Annotated in this window: 20 protein-coding genes and 1 tRNA gene; 8 read left to right on the top strand and 13 right to left on the bottom strand. The window is 64.6% G+C overall.

Features of this window, described 5'->3' with window-relative positions; genetic code table 11:
• Positions 1–47 precede the first annotated feature (47 nt).
• Positions 48–434, bottom strand: coding sequence for a carboxymuconolactone decarboxylase family protein (locus ACP2WS_RS00190; protein ID WP_374493656.1), 387 nt, complete (start codon positions 432–434; stop codon positions 48–50).
• 296 nt (positions 435–730) lie between these two features.
• On the opposite strand from ACP2WS_RS00190, the gene ACP2WS_RS00185 reads away from it, so the two are divergent.
• The 8 genes from ACP2WS_RS00185 (at position 731) to ACP2WS_RS00150 (ending at position 10,380) form a co-directional block, all read left to right on the top strand.
• The gene (locus ACP2WS_RS00185; RefSeq protein ID WP_426458929.1) at positions 731–3,052 is read left to right on the top strand and encodes an ATP-dependent DNA helicase; all 2,322 of its coding nucleotides are present in this window, start codon (positions 731–733) and stop codon (positions 3,050–3,052) included.
• A gap of 207 nt (positions 3,053–3,259) precedes the next feature.
• Positions 3,260–5,047, top strand: a complete 1,788-nt coding sequence (locus tag ACP2WS_RS00180; RefSeq protein WP_426458928.1) for a nitrite/sulfite reductase — start codon at positions 3,260–3,262, stop codon at positions 5,045–5,047.
• A 44-nt stretch (positions 5,048–5,091) separates the two neighbouring features.
• Positions 5,092–5,466, top strand: coding sequence for a DUF934 domain-containing protein (locus ACP2WS_RS00175; protein WP_426458927.1), 375 nt, complete (start codon positions 5,092–5,094; stop codon positions 5,464–5,466).
• 22 nt (positions 5,467–5,488) lie between these two features.
• A complete protein-coding gene (locus ACP2WS_RS00170; protein WP_426458926.1) occupies positions 5,489–6,298 on the top strand; it encodes a phosphoadenylyl-sulfate reductase in 810 nt (269 codons plus the stop codon).
• Between the two features lie 30 nt (positions 6,299–6,328).
• Positions 6,329–7,294, top strand: a complete 966-nt coding sequence (gene cysD, locus ACP2WS_RS00165) for a sulfate adenylyltransferase subunit CysD (RefSeq protein ID WP_426458925.1) — start codon at positions 6,329–6,331, stop codon at positions 7,292–7,294.
• Positions 7,294–8,664 carry a sulfate adenylyltransferase subunit 1 gene (locus tag ACP2WS_RS00160; protein WP_426458924.1) on the top strand — a complete coding sequence of 457 codons (1,371 nt, stop codon included), beginning with the start codon at positions 7,294–7,296 and terminating at the stop codon, positions 8,662–8,664. Before cysD ends, ACP2WS_RS00160 begins: the two co-directional genes overlap by 1 nt.
• Positions 8,665–8,841: 177 nt before the next feature.
• Positions 8,842–9,171 (top strand): ferredoxin FdxA, encoded by a 330-nt coding sequence (gene fdxA, locus ACP2WS_RS00155; RefSeq protein WP_374493645.1) that lies wholly within the window; start codon positions 8,842–8,844, stop codon positions 9,169–9,171.
• 138 nt (positions 9,172–9,309) lie between these two features.
• Positions 9,310–10,380 (top strand): NAD(P)/FAD-dependent oxidoreductase, encoded by a 1,071-nt coding sequence (locus tag ACP2WS_RS00150; RefSeq protein ID WP_374493644.1) that lies wholly within the window; start codon positions 9,310–9,312, stop codon positions 10,378–10,380.
• Between the two features lie 141 nt (positions 10,381–10,521).
• On the opposite strand, the gene nadC is transcribed toward ACP2WS_RS00150, so the two are convergent.
• The 12 genes from nadC to ACP2WS_RS00090 form a co-directional block, all read right to left on the bottom strand.
• The gene (nadC, locus tag ACP2WS_RS00145) at positions 10,522–11,379 is read right to left on the bottom strand and encodes a carboxylating nicotinate-nucleotide diphosphorylase (protein WP_426458922.1); all 858 of its coding nucleotides are present in this window, start codon (positions 11,377–11,379) and stop codon (positions 10,522–10,524) included.
• 99 nt (positions 11,380–11,478) lie between these two features.
• Positions 11,479–12,630, bottom strand: a complete 1,152-nt coding sequence (gene nadA / locus ACP2WS_RS00140; RefSeq protein WP_426459559.1) for a quinolinate synthase NadA — start codon at positions 12,628–12,630, stop codon at positions 11,479–11,481.
• Between the two features lie 101 nt (positions 12,631–12,731).
• Entirely contained in the window at positions 12,732–13,229 is a 498-nt protein-coding gene (locus ACP2WS_RS00135; protein WP_426458921.1) for an NUDIX domain-containing protein, read from the bottom strand.
• Positions 13,226–14,113 (bottom strand): ATP-binding protein, encoded by an 888-nt coding sequence (locus ACP2WS_RS00130; protein WP_426458920.1) that lies wholly within the window; start codon positions 14,111–14,113, stop codon positions 13,226–13,228. The genes ACP2WS_RS00135 and ACP2WS_RS00130 overlap by 4 nt, the downstream gene beginning before the upstream one ends.
• A 243-nt stretch (positions 14,114–14,356) precedes the next feature.
• A complete protein-coding gene (gene rplI, locus ACP2WS_RS00125) occupies positions 14,357–14,809 on the bottom strand; it encodes a 50S ribosomal protein L9 (protein ID WP_374493640.1) in 453 nt (150 codons plus the stop codon).
• Positions 14,810–14,820: 11 nt separating this feature from the next.
• Entirely contained in the window at positions 14,821–15,096 is a 276-nt protein-coding gene (rpsR, locus tag ACP2WS_RS00120; RefSeq protein WP_374493638.1) for a 30S ribosomal protein S18, read from the bottom strand.
• A gap of 26 nt (positions 15,097–15,122) precedes the next feature.
• Positions 15,123–15,509 carry a primosomal replication protein N gene (gene priB, locus ACP2WS_RS00115; protein ID WP_426458917.1) on the bottom strand — a complete coding sequence of 129 codons (387 nt, stop codon included), beginning with the start codon at positions 15,507–15,509 and terminating at the stop codon, positions 15,123–15,125.
• Positions 15,510–15,512: 3 nt separating this feature from the next.
• Positions 15,513–15,884 (bottom strand): 30S ribosomal protein S6, encoded by a 372-nt coding sequence (gene rpsF / locus ACP2WS_RS00110; protein WP_374493634.1) that lies wholly within the window; start codon positions 15,882–15,884, stop codon positions 15,513–15,515.
• 85 nt (positions 15,885–15,969) lie between these two features.
• Positions 15,970–18,039: a VC_2705 family sodium/solute symporter gene (locus tag ACP2WS_RS00105; RefSeq protein WP_426458916.1), complete on the bottom strand. Its 2,070-nt coding sequence runs from the start codon at positions 18,037–18,039 to the stop codon at positions 15,970–15,972.
• Complete coding sequence (locus ACP2WS_RS00100) at positions 18,036–18,392, bottom strand: DUF4212 domain-containing protein (protein WP_426458915.1); 357 nt, start codon at positions 18,390–18,392, stop codon at positions 18,036–18,038. Before ACP2WS_RS00100 ends, ACP2WS_RS00105 begins: the two co-directional genes overlap by 4 nt.
• Before the next feature lie 245 nt (positions 18,393–18,637).
• Positions 18,638–21,031 carry a phosphoenolpyruvate synthase gene (ppsA, locus tag ACP2WS_RS00095; RefSeq protein ID WP_426458914.1) on the bottom strand — a complete coding sequence of 798 codons (2,394 nt, stop codon included), beginning with the start codon at positions 21,029–21,031 and terminating at the stop codon, positions 18,638–18,640.
• 950 nt (positions 21,032–21,981) lie between these two features.
• Positions 21,982–22,058 (bottom strand) — tRNA-Arg (locus ACP2WS_RS00090).
• Positions 22,059–22,130 lie beyond the last annotated feature (72 nt).

Raw genomic sequence — 22,130 nt, 5'->3', positions numbered from 1 at the left:
GTGCCGCAAGGTGCATGCGCTCCCGCCGCGCAGCAGCCTGTGTCCTCTCAGGCCCTGGGGCCGTCGATGATCTCGGCCGCAGCCCGGAAGCCCTCCACCGCCGCCGGAATACCGCAGTAGATGCTTGCGTGGAGCAGCACTTCCTGGATTTCCTGCACCGTGGCGCCGTTGTGCAGGGCGCCGCGCACATGACCACGCAGCTCCTGCGACTTGCCCAGTGCGGTCAGCATGGCAATGGTGACGAGGCTGCGTGTCTTGAGATCCAGTCCCTCACGCTGCCAGGTGTCACCCCAGGCGTTGCGGGTGATGTAGTCCTGCAGCGGTGCCGTGAACTCGGTGAGCCCGCTGAAAGCCTTCTCCACAAAGGCGTCTCCCATGACGCGCTTGCGCATGGCCAGACCCTGGTCGAAATCCTTGCCCTGGGGGGTACTCATCGGGAAACTCCTGCAATCAATGAATGGTGAGTGAAACGGAACGGAACGGAACGCATCTGCATCCATATCGGCATGCGGATACAAACGCGACAGATTCCGATTCTAGAACCCTGCACAGGCATACCCCTTCACCCTTGCTCGTACCTCTGCCCCCGGCGCACTTCTCGCATCGATGCTGCAAAGCTGCTACGCTCGCCCCACACGGCTGCACGCCGCCCCTCGCGGCCTCTGCGTGCAGCGCCGTGGCTGCGATCTCCGTTCTTCTGTGCGGGACGTGGCGTTTTGTTCAGTTTCGGATGTCGTCCCTGCCTCCACTCACCGTCTCAGTCACTGCGCTGGCTGCCTTCTGCCGGGAAGGCGACCTGGATCATCGTTACGCGCCGGGCCCCTCCGCGCTCGAAGGCATGGAAGGCCACCGCACGGTGGCGGGGCGGCGCAGCGGCGAATGGGACACCGAAGTTCCGCTGGAGCTGGCCCACGGCCCCCTTCTCGTGCGGGGGCGGGCCGATGCGTGGTCACGCACTCTCGCCACGGTGGAAGAAGTGAAAACCCACAAGGGGTCCTGGGAGCGCATTCCCGAAACCCAGCAGGCGCTGCACTGGAGCCAGGCCCGACTCTATGCCCACATGCTGTGTGTGCAGCACGGACTTGCCTCCATCCGGGTCTGTCTGCGCTACCACGACCTGCTGCGTGACCGTGACACCGTGCTCGAACGCACCTGCGAAGCCAGCGAGCTGGCCACCGATTTTGCAGCCCTGTGCGCACGCTATACCGCCTGGGGCGAACAGGAAGCACTGCACCACGAAGCGCGCACCCAGGCCCTGCGGGCACTGGCATTTCCGCTGGCGCGCATGCGGCTTGGGCAGCGTCAACTCGCAGAGAACGTCTATACCGCCGCGCGCCGGGGCCGGGTGCTGCTGGCCGAAGCCCCCACCGGGGTGGGCAAAACGCTTGGCACCGTGTTTCCCATGCTCAAGGCCATGGGCGAGGATCTGGTGGACCGCCTGTTCTTTCTGACTGCCAAGACCACCGGCCGCACTCTGGCGCTCGATGCACTGGTCACGGTGCGCCAGGCCAGTTCCCCCGCCATTCCCCTGAGAGCACTGGAACTCAGCGCCAAGGACCGGGTATGCCCCCATCCCGGTACGCCCTGTCTGGGGGCCACATGTCCGCTGGCGCAGGGCTTCTACGACCGCCTGCCTGCCGCCCGCCAGGCGGCCATTGATGCCGCTGCCGGCGCTGTGCTCGACCGCCAGACCCTGCAGACCCTTGCCGATGCCCATGCCATCTGCCCCTACTACCTGACCCAGGAGCTGGTGCAGTGGGCCGACGTGGTGGTGTGCGACTACCACTACCACTTCGACACCACCGCCCTGCTGCCTGCCCTGACCCAGCAGGAAGGCTGGCGCACTGCCGTGCTCGTGGACGAGGCCCACAACCTCGTCAACCGGGCACGCGACATGTACAGTGCCGCGCTGCAGGCGGGCGATCTGCGGCGCCTGCAGCGCAGCCTCCCCACCCCTCTCAGGCGGGCCGTGGGCAGCGTGCGCAAAGAGTGGAACCGCGTCCTGGCCCACGCCCGCCCCGGCTACCAGACCTGCGAGCCCGACGATGCCCTGCATGCGCGCATCCAGGATCTGGTGGCACGCATCACACGCCATCTGGCCGATGCCCCTGAAGCCCTCGCGGGCGAGGCGCTGGATGCCTTCTTCATGCTGGTGGCCTATGCGGGCGCCATCGAGCGCTTCGGCCCCCATTCCATCGCCGATCTGGTCTGCCCTGCCGACGCGCCGCCGCCGGCCGATCTGGCGGGCGCCGCCCCTGAACGCCCTGTGCGCGGCTTCCTGCCCGGCACGCTCACGCTGCGCAACGTGATCCCGGCGCCCTTCGTGCAGGAAAGGCTCCGCCACGCCCACTGTGCGGTGCTGTTCTCGGCCACCCTGCGTCCCATGGATTTCTATGCCGACATGCTCGGGCTGCCGGCCAGTCACGTGCGGCTGCAGGCCCCTTCGCCCTTCCGGGCCGACCAGCTGCAGGTGGACATCCTGCCACTGTCCACGCGCTGGCAGGACCGGGAAGCCTCGGTGGCTCCGCTGGTTCAGGCCATGGCCGAGCGCCTGGCTGCACGGCCCGGCAACTACCTCGCGTTCTTCAGCAGCTTCCGCTACCTCGATGCCGTGCGCACGCATCTGACCTCCACCCATCCCGACCTTCCGGTCTGGACGCAGACGCCGGGCATGGACGACGCAGCCCGCGCCGCGTTTCTCCACCGCTTCCAGCCCGGCGGATCGGGCATCGGCTTTGCCGTGCTCGGGGGCGCCTTCGGCGAAGGGGTGGACCTGCCGGGCGAGCGGCTCATCGGGGCCTTCGTCGCCACACTGGGCCTGCCGCCGGTAGACCCGGTTCACGAAGCCATGCGGCGCACCGTGCAACAGGCGCTGGGGCACGGCTTCGACTATGTGTATCTGTACCCCGGCCTGCGCAAGGTCATCCAGGCCTGTGGCCGCGTGGTACGCACCGAGTCCGATGCGGGCTCCCTGCTGCTCGTCGATGACCGCTACCGCGACCTCGCCCGCCGTGGCCTGCTGCCTTCTTGGTGGGGCCTTGCTCCGGTCTGAAGACACCCAGTCTCTGCGGGAAAAGGCGGGAGCCGGACAGTCCGTGCTTGCACACTCTCTTATATATGAGATTGAAATATATACATCATTAAAAAGTAGTTTGAATTGGAATAAAGAAAGGTACATTCCTGATTCCACGAATATTCCGATGCGTCCGCGCTGGTCATCTCCTCGCCGCGTGCGCACAGGTCCCGTCAGAGCCGCTTCATGTACCAGTATTCCGCTTTCGACCAGCACTTCATCGAACAACGCGCAGCCCAGTTCCGCGACCAGCTCGCGCGCAACCTCGCCGGCGAGCTCTCCGACGCGGCCTTCCGGCCCCTGCGGCTGCAGAACGGCTGGTACATCCAGCGCTATGCCCCCATGCTGCGCGTGGCCGTGCCCTATGGCGAAATCGCCGGCCGCCAGCTGCGCGTGCTGGCCCGCATCGCACGCGACTACGATCGCCCCACCCCCGAGCTGCTCGCCCAGGCCCAGTCCACTCAGGATGCGCTGCAGGCAGCCCAGCCGGGCCTGACGCTGGCGGCCCCGCCCCTGCGCTACGGTTACGGGCACTTCTCGACCCGCACCAACGTGCAGTTCAACTGGATTCCGCTGCCCCGCGCGGCCGAAGTCATGGAGCTGCTGGCCACCGTGCAGATGCACGGCATCCAGACCAGCGGCAACTGCATCCGCAACATCAACGCCGACGCGCTCGCCGGCATCGCCCCCGACGAGGTTGCCGATCCGCGCCCCTTTGCCGAAATCCTGCGCCAGTGGAGCAGCCTGCATCCCGAATTCGCCTTTCTGCCCCGCAAGTTCAAGATTTCGCTCGCAGGCGGAGCCGAAGACCGCGCCGCCCTGCACTGGTATGACGTGGGACTGCGCCTCGTGCGCGACGCAGGGGATGCGCTGGGCTTCGAGGTGAGCGTCGGCGGCGGCATGGGGCGCACCCCCATCAACAGCCCGGTGGTGCGCGACTTCCTGCCCTGGAACCAGCTCCTCAACTATCTGGAAGCCGTCATCCGCGTCTACAACGCCTATGGACGGCGTGACAACCTCTGGAAGGCGCGCATCAAGATCCTCGTCAAGTCCGAGGGCCAGCGCTTCGTCGATGCCGTCGAGGCCGAATACCGCGCCATCGTCGAGCAGGACGGTGCCCCCCACACCATCAGCGACGCCGCACTCGCCGAGATGACTGCCCGGTTCGCCGTGCCACCCCTGCAGCCGGCCGGCATCGCCGCTGCCGTCGATCCCGCATCGCGCGATTACCAGCGCTGGCTCGAACGCAATGTGCGCCCCCACCGCATCGAGGGGCTGCGCATCGTCGGCCTGTCCTTCAAGCGTCCCGGCTACGCTCCCGGCGATGCCGATGCCGACACGCTCGACGCCGTGGCCGATCTTGCCGACCGCTTCAGCGCCGGTGAGGCCCGCCTCACCCACGAGCAGAACCTCCTGCTGCCCTGGGTCCATGCCGAAGACCTCCCCGCGCTCTACGAACAGGCACGTGCGCTGGGTCTGGCGCGCCCTAACCTGGGCCTGCTCTCCGACATGATCTCCTGCCCCGGCGGCGACTTCTGCTCGCTCGCCAACGCCCGCTCCATCCCCATCGCTGCCGCTCTCACCGAGCGCTACCAGGATCTGGATGAGCTGTGGGACCTGGGCGAGATCGACCTGCACATGAGCGGCTGCATGAATTCCTGCGGCCACCATCACAGCGGCCACATCGGCATCCTCGGCGTCGACAAGGACGGCAAGGAGTGGTACCAGATCACCGTGGGCGGTGCCGACGGCTCGGCCCTTTCCGGCCCTGCCACCCCCGGCAAGGTCGTAGGCCCTGCCTTCAGCGCAGCCGAAGTCCCCGAGGTGATCGAGGCCCTGCTGGGCACCTACCGCCAGCTGCGCACGCCGGGCGAGCACTTCATCGACACCCTGCGCCGCACGGGCCATGCCCCGTTCCGGGAGGCCGCCCAGTCCGCACGTCGCGTCGACCTCCACGCCCCCACCCCCGCCTGAGCCCCATCGCTCCGCCCCGCCCGCCATTTTCCGGAATGTTTGCCATGAGCCAGTCGCCCCTTACCCTCATCCCTGCCGACCATGACCAGCCCGAGCCCCAGGGCCTGCTGACGCTGCCCAACGATGCCGATCTCTCCAGCGTGGACCTCACCGGCATCTCCGTCATCGCCCTGCAGTTTCCCGCCTTCACCGATGGCCGTGCCTACACCCAGGCCCAGCTGCTGCGTCGCCGCGCGCACTACACCGGCGTGCTGCGCGCCGTGGGAGATGTGCGCATCGACCAGCTCCAGCTCATGCAGCGCTGTGGCTTCGACCAGGCCGTGCTGGCCCCCGGCGAAAGCCTCGACCACGCCCAGCGCCTGCTCGCCCTGTTCCCCGAAGGGTTCTACCAGGACGGCCCCATTCCCCGCGCCGCCTGACCCCCGATCCAGGAGATAGCCCATGACGCCCATCGCCATCACCCCCCTGCCCGCCACCGTGCTGCATGACAAGCCGAGCGCCCACCACGCCGCCCTGGTGGATGAGGCCACGGAACTCCTGCGCGCCGCCGTGGCCGAATTCGGTGCAGCCCACATCACCCAGGCTTCCAGCCTCGGTGCCGAGGACATGGTCATCACCCACCTGGCCCAATCGGCCGGCCTGGGCATCCCGCTGTTCGTGCTGCAGACCGGAGCCCTCCATCCCGAGACGCTGCAGCTGCTCGCCGAGCTGCAGGCCGACCCCGGCCTGTCAGTCTCCGTCTACGAACCCGATGCTGCCCATGTGGCCGATTTCGTCGCCCGCGAAGGCCAGGACGCCATGTACCGCAGCATCGCCCTGCGCAAGGAATGCTGCCGCATCCGCAAGCTCGAACCGCTCGCACGCGCCCTGCAGGACAAGGCTGCCTGGATCACCGGCCTGCGCCGCGAGCAGTCCGACGCCCGCTCCGACGTCCACCTGCGCGACGACAGCGAGGTGCCCGCCGGCAAGCCCGTCAAACTCAGCCCCCTGGCCAACTGGACCTGGGGCGACGTGTGGCACTACATCGCCACCCATCACGTGCCCTACAACCCCCTGCACGACCAGTTCTTCCCCAGCATCGGCTGCGCCCCCTGCACCCGCGCCATCACCCTGGGCGAAGACTTCCGCGCCGGCCGCTGGTGGTGGGAGGACGATCAGGCCCGCGAATGCGGCCTCCACGTCCATGCCGACACCGCTCCGGCAGCAGGCCACGCCCCTGCCAGCCCGCTGCCCGGTGCTTCCCACGCCTGATTTCCGCATCCACAGACTTCCCGATTTGCCATGAACGCCCTGTCCACCCCCTCCCGGCCAGCCGCTGCAGCCCCCGCCCCCCAGGCAGCTCCCCTGTCGCTGCGCAATGCCCACCTCGATGCCCTCGAAGAGGAAACCATCTTCATCCTGCGCGAAGTCGCAGCCGCCTTCGACCGCCCCGCCCTCCTGTTCTCGGGCGGCAAGGACTCGCTGGTCCTGCTCAAATGCGCCGAAAAGGCTTTCGGCATCGGCCAGATCCCGTACCCGCTCCTCATGATCGACACCGGGCACAACTTCCCCGAAGTCACGGCCTTCCGCGACCGGCGCGCCCAGGAACTCCAGGCCACCCTCATCGTGCGCAGCGTCGAGGACTCGATGAAACGCGGCACGGTCCGCCTCGCGCGCCCCGATGAAAGCCGCAACGCCCACCAGTCCGTCACCCTGCTCGAAGCCATCGAGGAATTCCGCTTCGATGCCCTCATCGGCGGAGCCCGCCGCGACGAGGAAAAAGCCCGCGCCAAGGAGCGCATCTTCAGCCATCGTGACAGCTTCGGCCAGTGGCAGCCCAAGCAGCAGCGCCCCGAACTCTGGACGCTGTTCAACACCCGGCTGCACCCCGGCGAGCACTTCCGGGTGTTCCCCATCAGCAACTGGACCGAACTGGACGTCTGGCAGTACATCGACCGCGAGCACATCGCCCTGCCCGAGCTGTACTACGCCCACGAGCGCCAGGTCGTCGAGCGCCGGGGCCTGCTGGTGCCCGTCACCGCTCTCACCCCGCCCCGCGAAGGCGAACAGGTCGAAACCCGCACCGTGCGCTTCCGCACCGTGGGCGACATCACCTGCACCTGCCCGGTCGCCAGCGACGCCGCCTCCGCCGCCGACATCGTGCGCGAAACCCTGTCAGTCGACGTCAGCGAACGCGGTGCCACCCGCATGGACGACCAGACCAGCGAAGCCAGCATGGAAAAGCGCAAACTTGAAGGATATTTCTGATGAGCACCTCCCTCCAGTCCCCCCTCGCCGCGGCCAGCACCTCCACCGCCCAGACCGCCCCCGATACCGCGGCCGCCCTGCGCTTCATCACCTGCGGCAGCGTCGATGACGGCAAGAGCACCCTGATCGGCCGCCTGCTGCTCGACAGCCGGGCTGTGCTGCAGGACCAGCTGCGCAACGTCACCCACCAGGGCAGCGGCCAGATCAACGCCGCCGAGCTCTCCCGCCTCACCGACGGCCTGCAGGCCGAACGCGAGCAGGGCATCACCATCGACGTGGCCTGGCGCTACTTCACCAGTGCGGCTCGCAAGTTCATCATCGGCGACGCTCCTGGACACGAGCAGTACACCCGCAACATGGTCACTGCCGCCTCGCAGGCCGACTGCGCCGTCGTCCTCGTCGACGCCACCAAGCTGCCCTGGGCCGGCCAGCCCGACGCCGCAGGCGCAGCCAGCCATGCCCTGCTGCCCCAGACCCGGCGCCACACCCTACTGGCCCACCTGCTGCGAGTGCCGCACATCGTCTTTGCCGTCAACAAGCTCGACGCCGTCGCGCACGACGCAGCCGCCTTTGCCGACATCTCGGCCGCCCTGCAGGCCTTCTGCGCGCAGGCAGGCATCACGCCCCGTGCCATCGTCCCCGTCTCCGCCCTCATGGGCTGGAACGTGGTGGATGCGCGCACCGACGGCTGGTGCGGCTACCAAGGCCCCGGCCTGCTGCCCCTGCTGGAAACCCTTCCCGTCACCCCCGCCGACACCGAAGGCCCCTTCGCATTCCCGGTGCAGTGGATCGAGAAGCACGCCAGCAGTGCCGACATTTCCCAGGCCCGCCGCATCCTGTGGGGTCGCATCGCCAGCGGACGACTCGCCCCCCAGGATCGCGTCACCCTGCACCCCAGCGGACAGGAAGCCACCGTCCTGCGCGTGCTCGACCACGTCCGTCGCGACACCACCGGCCTCGCCTCTCCAGCGAGCGCCGGCATCGTGCTCGACCGCGAACTCGACATCTCACGGGGCGACTGGCTCCTCCAGCCCGGTGCCCTCACCCCCACCACCACCTTCGAGGCCACGCTCGCCTGGCTCGACACCACCCCCCTGCTGCCCGGCCGCACCTACTGGGCGCTCGCCGGACACAGCTGGGTCAAGGCCCGTGTCACCGAAATCACCCACCAGCTCGACATCCACACCCTGGAACGCCAGCCCGCAGGTGAACTCGACGCCAATGCCATCGGCCGCGTCCGCATCCAGCTGCAGGCCCCCCTGCCCCTGCTGCCCTACCGCGAGAATCGCCGGCTCGGCTCGCTGATCCTGGTGGACATGGCCAGCAACGCCACCGCAGCGGCTGCCCTGGTCGACCACATCGCCCCCTGATCGGCCACCAGCCCCATTCGCCGGAGAGGAATACCACAGACAAGATGCCATGCACTTGATTTGCGGCAAACCTCTCCGGCCCGAATGGATCTACAAATACATGAAGTGTCTTCGCCCCCTGTGCGAAGGCTAAAATAACAGGGTTTTATTCCCTACCGAACCACTCAGAGCCCCCCTATGACGCACGTAGTAACCGAAGTCTGTATCCGCTGCAAATACACCGACTGTGTGGATGTCTGCCCGGTCGACTGCTTCCGTGAAGGCCCCAACTTCCTGACCATCGATCCCGACGAATGCATCGACTGCGCAGTCTGCATTCCCGAGTGCCCTGTCGGCGCCATCTATGCCGAGGAAGACGTGCCAGCCGACCAGCAGCACATGATCAAGCTCAATGCCGACCTGGCCAAGCTCCCCACCTGGAAGAGCATCACCAAGCGCCACGACCCCCTTCCCGATGCCGAGGAATGGAAGGACAAGACCGGCAAGCTCAAGGAACTGGTTCGCTGATCCTGCGATCTCTCCGCGCCCCGGCCGTGACGCAGTCCTGCCTGGGCGTGCTCCCGCGGCACATCCCTGCCCTCCGGCCCCACGGATGCTCCTTCGCCCGCACGGCAGCGCCTGCTGCCTTTTTTCCCTCTCTCTCCCATGAACACTGAGCGCAATCTCGCCAATGCCATCGATGCCGACGCGGTCATCGTGGGCGCCGGCCCCGTCGGGCTGTTCCAGGTCTTCGAACTCGGTCTGCTCGAAGTCAAGGCCCATGTGATCGACTCCCTCGCCTATCCCGGCGGCCAGCCTGTCGAGCTCTACCCCGACAAGCCCATCTACGACATTCCGGCCGTGCCCGTGTGCACCGGCCGCGAGCTCACCGACGCCCTGCTCAAGCAGATTGAACCCTTCGGCCCCACCTTCCACTTCGGGCAGGAAGTCAGCGTGGTCGAGCGCCAGCCCGACGGCCGCTTCTACGTCGAGACCAGCAAGGGCACCAGCTTCCTCACCAAGACCATCTTCATCGCTGCCGGCGTGGGCGCCTTCCAGCCGCGCACCCTCAAGGTCGAAGGCATCGACAAGTTCGATGGCTCCCAGCTCTTCTACCGCGTCCGCAACCCCGCCGACTTCGCGGGCAAGAACCTCCTGATCGTCGGTGGCGGCGACTCCGCCCTGGACTGGACCCTCAACTTCGTCGAAGGCGAGCACAAGGCCGAAAGCGTCATCCTGCTGCACCGCCGCGACGGCTTCCGTGCCGCTCCGGCCAGCGTGGCCCGCATGCACGAACTGTGCGGCCTCATGGAAATGCAGTTCATGGTCGGCCAGATCACCGGCTTCGAGGAACGTGACGGCAAGCTCGTCAACGTCAAGGTCACTGGCGGCGACGGCGTCACCCGCACCGTGCCCGTCGATGTGCTGCTCGTGTTCTTCGGCCTCTCGCCCAAGCTCGGCCCCATCGCCGAATGGGGACTCGAAATCGAACGCAAGCAGCTCGTGGTCGACACCGAGAAATTCGCCACCAACGAACCCGGCATCTTTGCCGTGGGCGACATCAACACCTACCCCGGCAAGAAGAAACTCATCCTCTCCGGCTTCCACGAGTGTGCCCTCGCGGCCTTTGCCGCCATGGACTACATCTTCCCCGAGAAGAAGGTCTTCCTCCAGTACACCACCACCAGCCCCAAGCTGCACAAGGTGCTGGGAGTCGAGACTCCCAACTTCGACTGAGTTGTCTCAGTCCGGCCGAACGGAGCCCGCTCCGTTCACCCATGAAAAAACCCGCCTTGGCGGGTTTTTTCATGGAATCTGCGAATGGTGGTGCTGCCGAGGCATGGAGGGCTACCTGATGAATACCCCTCCCTCAGCCTGTCAGCCGGCAACCACCCGCAGCGAATAATCGGTGGCCACCACATCCTTGGTGAGCTTGCCGATCGAGATGCGATCCACGCCGGTCGCGGCAATGGTACGCAGCCCCTCGAAACCGATTCCTCCGGACGCCTCCAAGAGGGCGCGCCCCGCCGTGAGGCGCACTGCCTCGCGCATCCGGTCAGGAGTGAAGTTGTCCAGCAGCACACTCTGTGCACCTGCATCCAGGGCCTCCTGCAGCTGTTCGAGCGTCTCCACCTCGATCTGGATGGGCACGCCCGCATCAAGCGCACGGGCATGGGCCAGGACTTGCCGAATGCCTCCGGCTGCTGCAATGTGGTTCTCCTTGATCAGGATGCCATGCCACAGCGCCAGACGCTGGTTTCGCCCCCCTCCGGTCCGCACGGCATATTTCTGCGCCTGACGCAGGCCAGGCAGGGTCTTGCGCGTATCGAGCACGGCACAGGCATGCGGAGATGCCCCCTCGATCGCCTGCACATGCCGCCGCGTCACGGTCGCCGTGCCGCTGAGGAGCTGCAGAAAATTGAGCGCCGAACGCTCGGCCGTCAGAATCGAGCGGGCCTCGCCCCGAATGTGACACACCTCCGTGTCAGCCCGCATCAGGTCCCCTTCGGCATAGTGCCAGTCGATCTGCAACCCGGCATCCACGCCATGCATGCAGCCCTCGAACCAGTCACGGCCGCAGAGCACGGCTTCCTCTCGCACCAGCACACGGGCCGTGACCTGATGAGGAAAGGGCACGAGCTGCCCCGTCCAGTCACCTGCGCCAATGTCTTCCATCAGGGCATCATGGACATTGCGGCTCCGGGCCTGCTCCAGGGTTTCGTTGTGATCAAACATGCAAAAAGGAAATGGCAACCGCACAGGAAGCCGACTCGGGTCTCCTGCGACGGAAATGAACAAAAAAGGCAGCAGAACGCACCCTGCTGCCTTCGCGAATCAGGCCGCCCCGATGCCCGGCGTCATGCCGGGCAGGCGCCCCCCACCCTGCACCACCAGGGCTTCGGGATGCTCCTTGACGAAATCCAGCATGCGGGTGATGCAGCCACTGGCCTGGTGCCCCACCATCGGATCGACATGAATCTCTCCCGTGCGCTGCTCCAGACAGTCGATCACCCCCTGCAGGCTGTTCATGGCCATCCAGGGACAATGCGCGCAGCTCTTGCAGGTGGCACTGTTGCCCGCCGTGGGCGCCTCGATCAGCGTCTTGCCCGGAGCCAGCTGGCGCATGCGGTGCATGATGCCGTTGTCGGTGGCCACAATGAAGGCGTCGCCTTCGCGGCCATCCAGCACGGCCTTGAGCAGCTGTGAGGTAGACCCCACCACGTCGGCCTGTGCCACTACACTCAGGGGAGATTCGGGGTGCACCAGCACCTTGGCTCCCGGATGCTGCTGTCTCAGCAGCTCCAGCTCCAGCCCCTTGAACTCGTCATGGACGATGCAGGCCCCCTGCCACATCAGCATGTCAGCGCCTGTCTGGCGCTGGATGTACTCCCCCAGGTGCCGATCCGGCGCCCACAGGATCTTCTCGCCCTGCGCCTTGAGATGGTTCACGATGGCGAGCGCACAGGAACTGGTCACCATCCAGTCCGCACGGGCCTTGACGGCGGCACTCGTGTTGGCATACACCACCACCTTGCGGTCGGGATGCGCGTCGCAGAAGGCTGCAAATTCGTCGATCGGGCAACCGAGATCCAGCGAGCAGGTCGCATCCAGATCAGGCATGCGCACGGTCTTTTCGGGGCTGAGAATCTTGGCCGTCTCTCCCATGAAGCGCACACCGGCCACCACCAGGTTCTGGGCAGCATGATCGCGCCCGAAGCGGGCCATCTCGAGCGAATCGGCCACGCACCCTCCAGTGGCCAGGGCCAGATCCTGCAGGTCGCCGTCGACATAGTAATGCGCCACCAGCACCGCTCCCTGGGCACGCAGGCACTCGGCGGCCCGCTGCATGGCGGCTTCACGCTGCGCAGGATCGAGCGCCGGCGGCACCTTGGCCCACGCATGTGCCGTGCAGGTAGCCCCCTGGGCATCCTGCAGCGGAAAATCAAATACCCGCGTTGCCGACACACCGGCTGCGGAACTCGTCATTTCAATATCGGACATGACACTTTGCCTCGCTCACAAACCTGAGGCGCTATTGTGACTGAATTTGCCCAGGCAAGAATGCGCAGAAGAGTGCGTGGACTCCGTCAGGACGTCACGGAGCGGCCACTGCGCTCGCACTCCAGCCACTCCAGCACGGGAACCGCACCAGGAAGCACAGGCTCCACTGTGACAGGCAGCTGCTGCCAGATGCACTGCTGCCCTTCCCGCATGGTCAGCACCCCGCTCCACTCGCGCACCTTGCAGAAATGCAGATGGACAAGCGCATGCGGATAATCCACCACGCTGCTGCGCCAGGCCTGTGCGTGTGCAATCGTGATGCCGATTTCCTCCTGCAACTCCCGTCTCAGGGCCTGCTCCACCGTTTCCCCGGCTTCGAGCTTGCCGCCCGGAAATTCCCAGTACCCCGCATACACCTTGCCCTGGGGCCTGGAAGTAAGCAGAAAGGCATCGTCGGAACGCAGCAGCACGCCCACCGCCACCTCGACCAGCCTGCGGGGCTGCCCGTCGATGGCATCGACGCGCGGACGCTCTCCGTCCGCCACGAGATCGACCGGAGCCGCAGAAGCAGCAGCGCCGTTCATGGTGTGATCCTTCCCGCCACATCCCGTGCGAACTGATAGGCCACCCGGCCACTGCGCGAACCGCGTTCCAGCGCCCAGACCAGAGCTTCGGGCTCTGCCGCTGCAGCCTCGGCATCCGGCACACCGAGAGCATGCAGCCACTGCCGCACAATGGCCAGATACTCTTCCTGGCTGAAGGGATAGAAGCTGATCCACAGCCCGAAGCGTTCGGACAGCGACACCTTTTCCTCAATCACCTCGCCCGGGTGCACCTCGCCGTCGGGCGTATGGGTATAGCTGAGGTTGTCGTTCATGTACTCGGGAAGCAGATGCCGGCGATTGCTCGTGGCATAGATGAGCACGTTGGGAGTGCTGGCTGCCACGGAGCCGTCCAGCATGGACTTGAGCGCCTTGTACCCTGACTCCCCTTCGTCGAAACTCAGGTCATCGCAATACACGATGAAGCGCTCCTGCCGTGCAGCCACCAGATCCACGATATCCGGCAGATCGACCAGATCGCCCTTGTCCACCTCGATGAGACGCAGGCCCTGATCGGCATAGGCATTCAGACATGCCCGAATCAGCGATGACTTGCCCGTGCCCCGCGCCCCCGTGAGCAGCACATTGTTGGCAGGCCTTCCGCGCACGAACTGCTCGGTATTGCGCACCAGACGTTCTTTCTGACCATCGATTTCCTGCAGGTCGTCGAGTGCGATGGTCGCCACATGGCGCACCGCCTCCAGCACGCCGGTCTGTCCGGCAAAGCCTGCGTGGCGCCTGCGATAGCGAAATGCCACGGAAGCACCCCAGTCGGGTTGCTGCATGGGCTGCGGCAACACCTGTTCGAGCCGCTCCAGCACGACCTCGGCACGCTGCACCAGTCGCTCAAGAGAAGAATTGTCCATTTCTCACCATCCAGAAAGCAGAAGACCCGGGAGCCGATCACCGATCTCCCCGGGTACACGAATCAGCCCGCCTTTTCAGGGTCTGCGGGCCATGGACTGAGCATACACCAGTCCACCCGCACAGATCCTGCTTCGCTCCTATCACGGGCTGGCTGCGTACCTGTGCACCACCCATAAAAAAACCGCCAGACAGGCTGGCGGTTCTTGGAGCCTCCGTCCCTGGGGACGGGAGACAGTGCGGTATCAGGCGGTTTCGCCGTAGACCACCACATTGACTTCGACGACCACGTCGGTGTGCAGAGCCACTTCGACGGTGTTGTCGCTGACAGTCTTGATCTGGCCGTTGGGCATGCGGATCTGGGACTTGTGCACGTCGAAGCCCATCTTGTTAAGCTCTTCGGCGATGTCGTGGTTGGTCACGGAACCGAACAGACGGCCATCGACACCTGCCTTCTGGGTCAGCTTGACCACGGCACCGGCCAGCTTCTCGCCCTGGGCCTGTGCAGCAGCCAGCTTCTCGGCTGCAGCCTTTTCGAGTTCGGCACGCTTGGCTTCGAATTCCTTCTTGGCGGCTTCGGTGGCACGACGCGCACGGCCGGTAGGAATCAGGAAGTTGCGTGCATAGCCGTCCTTGACCTTGACGATCTCGCCCAGGTTGCCCAGGTTCACAACTTTGTCGAGCAGAATGATTTGCATGGTGTGACTCCTTAGACGCGGTGCTGGTCGGTGTACGGCAGCATGGCCAGGAAGCGTGCACGCTTGATGGCGGTGTTGAGCTGGCGCTGATAGATGGCACGGGTGCCGGTCAGACGTGCGGGGATGATCTTGCCGTTTTCAGAGATGAAATCGCGCAGGGTGTCGATGTCCTTGTAGTCGATCTCTTCGACCTTGGCGACCGTGAAACGGCAGAAGCGCTTGCGCTTAAACAGCGGGGATTGGGTGTTGCGCTTCGGGCGCTTGTCTTTGTTGCTCTTGAAGGCCATGGTGTGGACTCCTGAAAATCTGGTTGTTAAAGGCTTGGCGTAGTGGCAAGCAAGGTCATGTCCTGAATGTGAAAAACCAGGGTGGGCCGGGCAGGCGCGGAAGATGCATCGTGCCGTCTTCCTCTCGCCGGGGTAGCCAGAAACCCCTCGAACCGCGCTGCGCGTCCGAGCTCCTGGCGATCCAGCCGTTCGGCCATCACACCCATGGCAATGGCTCTTACCCTTGTCGTCACCTGCCGGAGGTCTCCTGCCTCGATCTGTGTGGAGCCATGCTCCAGCACACAATCGCAGACCGGAATGCCAGCCGGGGTCAGCCGCAGGGGCTGTCTCTCGACGACTGAAGCCATCAGCACCCAGTGGTTGAGGCTCTGGGATGCGGCCGAGGCTTCGTTTTCCACCTGTGCGTCACGCACGGATCAGGATGCTTCTGCCTCGCTGGCTTGCTGGCTCTTGCGGGCTTCTTCGCGTTCGACGGACTTCATCATCACGGAAGGAGCGGTGTCCGCATGCTTCTTGAGGACGGTCAGGGAGCGCAGCACGGCATCGTTGAACTTGAATGCGTGCTCCAGATCGGCCATCACCGCCTGGTCTGCCTCGATGTTCAGGCACAGGTAGTGCGCCTTGTTGAGCTTGTTGATCTGGTAGGCCAGCTGGCGGCGGCCCCAGTCTTCCACACGGTGGATCTGGCCATTGCCGGCCGTGACCATGCCCTTGTAGCGGTCCAGCATGGCCGGAACCTGTTCGCTTTGATCCGGATGGATCAGCAGAATGATTTCATAATGACGCATTGATGCTCCTTGTGGGATGAAGTGCCACCCGCAGCGTCAGTGTGCGATGTGGCAAGGGAAACCACACATTATAGAACAAACCGCTTCAGATGGGGAAATCGCCTTCTTCCTGGTGACCGGGTTCCGGCATGTGAGGCGTGATCAGGCTCACCAGCACCAGCACCAGCACCCCCACTGGCACGCCGAACACGCCTGCCGAAATGGGCTGGATGTCCCACCACAGATGGCCACCCCCCAGCCAGGGAAACCAATGCTGCATCCGCGTACTGTTGACCGCCATGTAGCCCGCCGTGACGGCACACCCCGCGACCATTCCGGCCACTGCCCCCTGCCCCGAAGCCTTGCGCCAGAAAATACCCATCACCATGGCAGGAGCGAAGGTGGCTGCCGCCAGCGAGAAGGACGCGGAGACGAGCGCAAGTATTTCGCCCGGCCGATGCGCTGCCACATAAGCAGCCGCCAGCGCCATGACCAGCAGCACCAGCTTGGAAAGCATCACGAGCCGGATTTCCGGCGCCTTGGGATTGATTTCGCGGTAATAGCCGTCATGGGCAATGGTGGTTCCCATGGTGAGCAGCAGGCCATCGGCCGTGGACAGCGCGGCCGCCAGCCCGCCCGCTGCCACCAGAGCAGAGATCACATAGGGCAGTCCTGCAATTTCCGGCATGGCGAGCATGATGAGGTCGGCATTGATGTGCAGCTCACCGAACTGGAGGACGCCGTCATGATTGATGTCCTCGACCGACAGCAGTCCGGGGTCCACCCGCGACCATAGCCCGATCCACTGGGGCAGCTGCCCGAACCGGGTTCCCACGAGGTCGTGCATGATCTGGTACTTGAGCAGCACGGCAAGCGCCGGAACCACCAGATACAGCAGGGCAATGAACAGCAGGGCCCAGGCCACCGAAGACCGTGTCTGCGCCACGCTGGGAGTGGTGAAAAAGCGGGTCAGCAGATGCGGCAGCCCGAGAGTGCCCACCATCAGACAGAACATGAGAGCCAGAAAATTGCGCCGCGACACCTCGAAGGCTCGCTGCTCCTCGGCTGAACCATGGGGACTGCCCGCAAACGCCTGCGCGGAAAACGGCATGCCCGCCAGAGGCTGGCTGTACGAATGGTTGGCGGCGTAGGAGGCCCGCCACTGGGCCCGAGCCTCGGACTCGGTGCGCGGCAGCTGGCTCAGGGCATGGCTGGCTGCAAAGATGGTGGAGGTGTCGGCATTGGCATCCTTGAGCTCCTGGAGCTGGCGCAGCAGCTGGACGCGATCGCGCTGCAGCGAAGTTCGTGCGTCCTGAATGCGCTCCAGGTCGAGCTGGGCGCGCTGGCCATACAGGTCGGCCACCTCCTGCTCCTGCCCAGATGCCAGCAGATGCAGCTCCAGCGAGTTGACCTTGTCGATCTGCTGCCCATAGGCCACCGCTGCCCAGGGAGTTCCCATCTGGTGATAGGCCAGCATGGAGGCAGGTACCACAAAGGCCAGCAGCAAAATCACATACTGTGCTACCTGTGTCCATGTGACTGCACGCATGCCGCCCAGGAAGGAACATACCAGGACGCCGCTGAGCCCCAGCAGCATGCCGATTTCGAAGCGCACCCCCGACAGGCGCGAGGCAATCAGTCCGACGCCATAGATCTGGGCCACCATGTAGATGAAGGTCACCAGAATGGTGGCAAGCATCGAGATGCGACGGGGCCAGTCTCCCCCGTAGCGCTTCTCGAAAAACTGCGGAATGGTGAGCAGCTGCATGCGCCGCAGATAGGGAGCAGCCAGAAATGCCACCAGACAGAAGCCCCCCGTCCAGCCAAGCAGATAGGCAAATCCGCCCGCCTGCAGGGCGTTGCCCGAGAATCCCTGCAGATACAGCCCTCCCGCCAGACTGATGAAGGTGGCGGCGCTCATCCAGTCTGCGGCACTGGCCATGCCGTTGTAGAACGCCGGCACCGACCGGCCGGCCACATAGTATTCGTCCATCTGCGTGGTGCGGCAGTACACCCCGATGAGGGCATAGCTCACGATGGACCCGGTCAGACAGATGCCGCCCAGCCACTCGCGCGAGAGCCCCTGGCGTTCGGCCCAGGCCATGACCAGCACGAACAGCACCGTTCCAACCACGTACAGGCCAAACAGAGCATGGATCAGATATCTGCGCTTCATGTGCGTTCCTGCTCCGGGAGTGCCGTCGCCACGACGTCCCGAGAATCTCCCGAACGCTCCGAGCGGACCACCGGTTCCCCATCGGGCATGGCCCCCCTCCCCCGCTGGCGGGATTCCCTGCGGTTGGCTGTCCACGCATACAGCGCAACCAGTGCCACATACACCACGATGATGCCCTGTGCGGCAAGCCAGTAGGCCAGCGGCCAGTGCATGATCTCGATCTGCTCCAGATCGCGCGCCACGTACATGGTTCCGAATCCTGCAAGCGCCCAGAGTGCCAGCAACAGCAGCCGCATCCCCCAGCCCACAGGCTCTGAATCAGCGATATCCGTGTAATGACGTGCCGCGTGCATGCACACCCCCTGTTGACGACGCGATGACGATCGATGCATGGGCACTGGGCCCGTTGCGACTCTCCCCTCAAGAGAGACCGTATTTCATGATGCCGCATGTCTGCAGGATCGCCACAGGGTTGCGGCCGCCGGGCACAGAAAAACCGTCCGATCAGGCATTCATGATGAATGCACCAACGGGACGGCTCGGAAGCTTGCGGAAGGCAGGGTGGTCACCTCAGTGACCACCCTGCCTCACAAGACCTTCAGGCGGAAGCCAGCTGCTTCCAGGTGTCGATCACCGTGTCGGGGTTGAGGGAGATGGACACGATGCCTTCCTCGGCCAGCCACTTGGCAAAGTCGGGATGGTCGCTGGGGCCCTGGCCGCAGATCCCGATGTACTTGCCCTGAGCACGGCAGGCTGCAATGGCACGGCTGATCAGGAAGCGCACGGCAGGATCGCGCTCGTCGAAATCGGCGGCCAGCAGCTCCATGCCGGAATCGCGGTCCAGGCCCAGGGAGAGCTGGGTCAGATCGTTCGATCCGATGGAGAAGCCATCGAAATACTCAAGGAACTGCTCGGCCAGAATGGCGTTGCTGGGGATCTCGCACATCATGATGAGGCGCAGGTCGTTCTCGCCGCGACGCAGACCATGCTCGGACAGCAGCTCGGTGACCTTCTTGGCCTGGCCGAGCGTACGCACGAAGGGAATCATGATCTCGACATTGGTGAGCCCCATGTCGTTGCGCACGCGCTTGAGGGCTTCGCATTCCATCGCGAAGGCTTCGGCGAAGTCCTCGCTGACGTAGCGCGCAGCTCCACGGAAGCCGAGCATCGGGTTCTCTTCATCGGGCTCGTAGCGGCTGCCACCGATGAGCTTGCGGTACTCGTTGCTCTTGAAGTCGCTCATGCGGACGATGACCGTCTTGGGCCAGAAGGCCGCAGCGATGGTAGCCACTCCTTCGGCCACCTTGTCCACGTAGAAAGCACGCGGAGAGGCATGACCACGGGCCACCGATTCGACGGCCTTCTTGAGGTCGGGATCGACGTTGGGATAGTCCAGGATGGCCTTCGGGTGCACGCCGATGTTGTTGTTGATGATGAACTCCAGGCGAGCCAGCCCCACCCCGCTGTTGGGCAGCTGGGCAAAGTCGAAGGCCAGCTGGGGGTTGCCGACGTTCATCATGATCTTGGTGGGGATCTCGGGCATGGTGCCACGCTCGACCTCGGTCACCTCGGTTTCGAGCAGGCCGTCGTAGATGCGCCCGGTATCACCCTCGGCGCAGCTCACGGTCACCAGGGTGCCTTCACTCAGGCGCTCGGTGGCATCGCCACATCCCACCACGGCCGGAATGCCCAGCTCGCGTGCAATGATGGCGGCGTGGCAGGTACGGCCGCCACGGTTGGTGACGATCGCGCTGGCGCGCTTCATGACGGGTTCCCAGTTGGGGTCGGTCATGTCGGTGACGAGCACATCACCTGCCTGCACCTTGTCCATCTGGCTGATGTCGTTGACGAGGCGAACGGGACCGGTGCCGATCTTCTGGCCGATGGCACGCCCCTCGACCAGCACAGTGCCGGTACCCTTGAGCTTGTAGCGCTGCTCGACCTTGCCCTCGGCCTGGCTCTTGACCGTCTCGGGACGGGCCTGGAGGATGTAGAGCTGGCCGTCGGTGCCGTCCTTGCCCCATTCGATGTCCATGGGACGGCCGTAGTGTTCCTCGATCACCAGGGCGTAGCGTGCCAGCTGCTCGACTTCGTCGTCGGTCAGGGAGTAGCGGTTGCGCAGCTCGGCCGGCACGCTGGTGGTCTTGACCAGCTTGCCGCTGGCTGCCTTTTCCTCGGGCGTGGCGAATTCCATCTGGATGAGCTTGCTGCCCAGGTTGCGGCGGATCAGGGCCTTCTTGCCTTCCTGCAGCTTGGGCTTGTGCACGTAGAACTCGTCAGGGTTGACGGCGCCCTGCACCACGGTCTCGCCGAGGCCATAGCTGCTGGTGATGAACACAACATCGCGGAAGCCGGATTCGGTATCGAGCGTGAACATGACGCCCGCCGCGCCCAGATCGGAACGGACCATGCGCTGCACCCCTGCCGACAGGGCCACGTCGCTGTGGGTGAAGCCCTTGTGCACGCGATAGCTGATGGCGCGGTCGTTGTAGAGGCTGGCGAACACTTCACGCATCTTGCGCAGAACGTCGTCGATGCCGACCACGTTCAGGAAGGTTTCCTGCTGGCCGGCAAAGGAGGCATCGGGCAGATCCTCGGCCGTGGCGGAAGAACGCACAGCAAAGCTGGCCTGATCGTTGCCGGCGCTCAGGGTGGCAAATGCTTCGCGAATGGCCTGTTCGAGATCAGCCGGGAAGGGCTGGTTCTCGACCATTTCGCGGATTTCGGCACCGGCCTTGGCCAGGGCGTTCACATCGTCGGCGTCGAGGTTGTCGAGAATGGCGTGGATCCGCTTGTCGAGCCCGTCGTTCTTGAGAAAGTCACGGAAGGCATAGGCCGTGGTGGCAAAGCCGGTGGGCACCCGGACACCCTGAGGCAGCTGGGAGATCATTTCGCCGAGGCTGGCGTTCTTGCCGCCGACGGTGTCCACATCGGACATCCGCAGTTTCTCGAAAGGCACGACCAGATCGGTCGCCGTGAAAAGTGCAGTCATTGCATGCTCCAAAAGTTAAACCGGTCTCGTGCGGAGCACCTGCGCGCAGTGATTGTTCTTGTTGGAAGGGCAGGCGGTCGGCCGCTGGGAAAAGCCCAAAGTCCCTGGGGATGCTTTTCCAGAATCCCGGTATTGTAGGGTGGCCTGCCTGCCGATGACAGACTGCAGGCTCACATTTGGTGCGAAGATGCATGTGTTTACATCTCGATGCGGTAATGTGTTGGGTGCATGCAAATCGTGAGATGGATTTTTTTGATGTGAAATCCACAGTCGGTCACCTGCAGTCGCGCGGGATGCGGCACGGCAGCAGAATGAGCCCAAAGCACACACTTTGTGGACATGGTGCACATGCAGTCTGTCTCGGACGATTCTGGAAAGGCGCTCATGCGCTGCGCCCTACGACGTCCGTCCGCTTCTCGCAGAAGTTCTTGTGCTCGTTTTCCAGCACGACCCTCCCTCATCCTGGGCAGGTTGAACGCACTTGACGTGAACTTCACGTCACCCAGACATTCGCCGCCGTGTAGCTCCCTGTCTGGTGGCCTTGACGCACGAACAGCGCCTCGCGGGTTACTGCACCTTGTCATGGGCGAGCCCATTGCTCCCCAAGCTTCCTGCCTGCACCTGCAAGAAGCTTCCGCGCCATCCGACCGTGCACGCCCCTGCGGCACGGTCGGAAATTGCCGCGTTCGCCCTAGTGGCAGATGCCAAGATGAGGCCGCAACAGCTTTCTACCGACATCATGGCTTCATTGCCTTGGCAGACTCGTCGCTTACCCTGTTCCTGCCGCTAGCGGCCGCCCGGCATTCTTGGGACTCGCCGCATCTGGCCATCTGGGCGACAGGACCGTTCGTGATTCGCTGGATCTCTGCGTGCAGTACGGCCAAGTGCACACGTGGAGAGCTCGTCGTGGATGCACTGGAAGCAACGCATGGCCTATGTCATCGAATGCATGGCCAGCCCGGAGGGACTCGAACCCCCGACCTACTGCTTAGAAGGCAGTTGCTCTATCCAGTTGAGCTACGGGCTGTGATGGAGACACCCCCAGCGCTCCCTGTCCAGTATGGCGCAGCAAGGCCCATAAGGACGCGGAACAGGCGAT

The sequence above is a fragment of the Brachymonas moutaii (nom. illeg.) genome (assembly GCF_049977365.1).
Lineage (GTDB): Bacteria > Pseudomonadota > Gammaproteobacteria > Burkholderiales > Burkholderiaceae_C > Brachymonas.
This window is presented reverse-complemented; position numbering and strand designations above follow the sequence as displayed.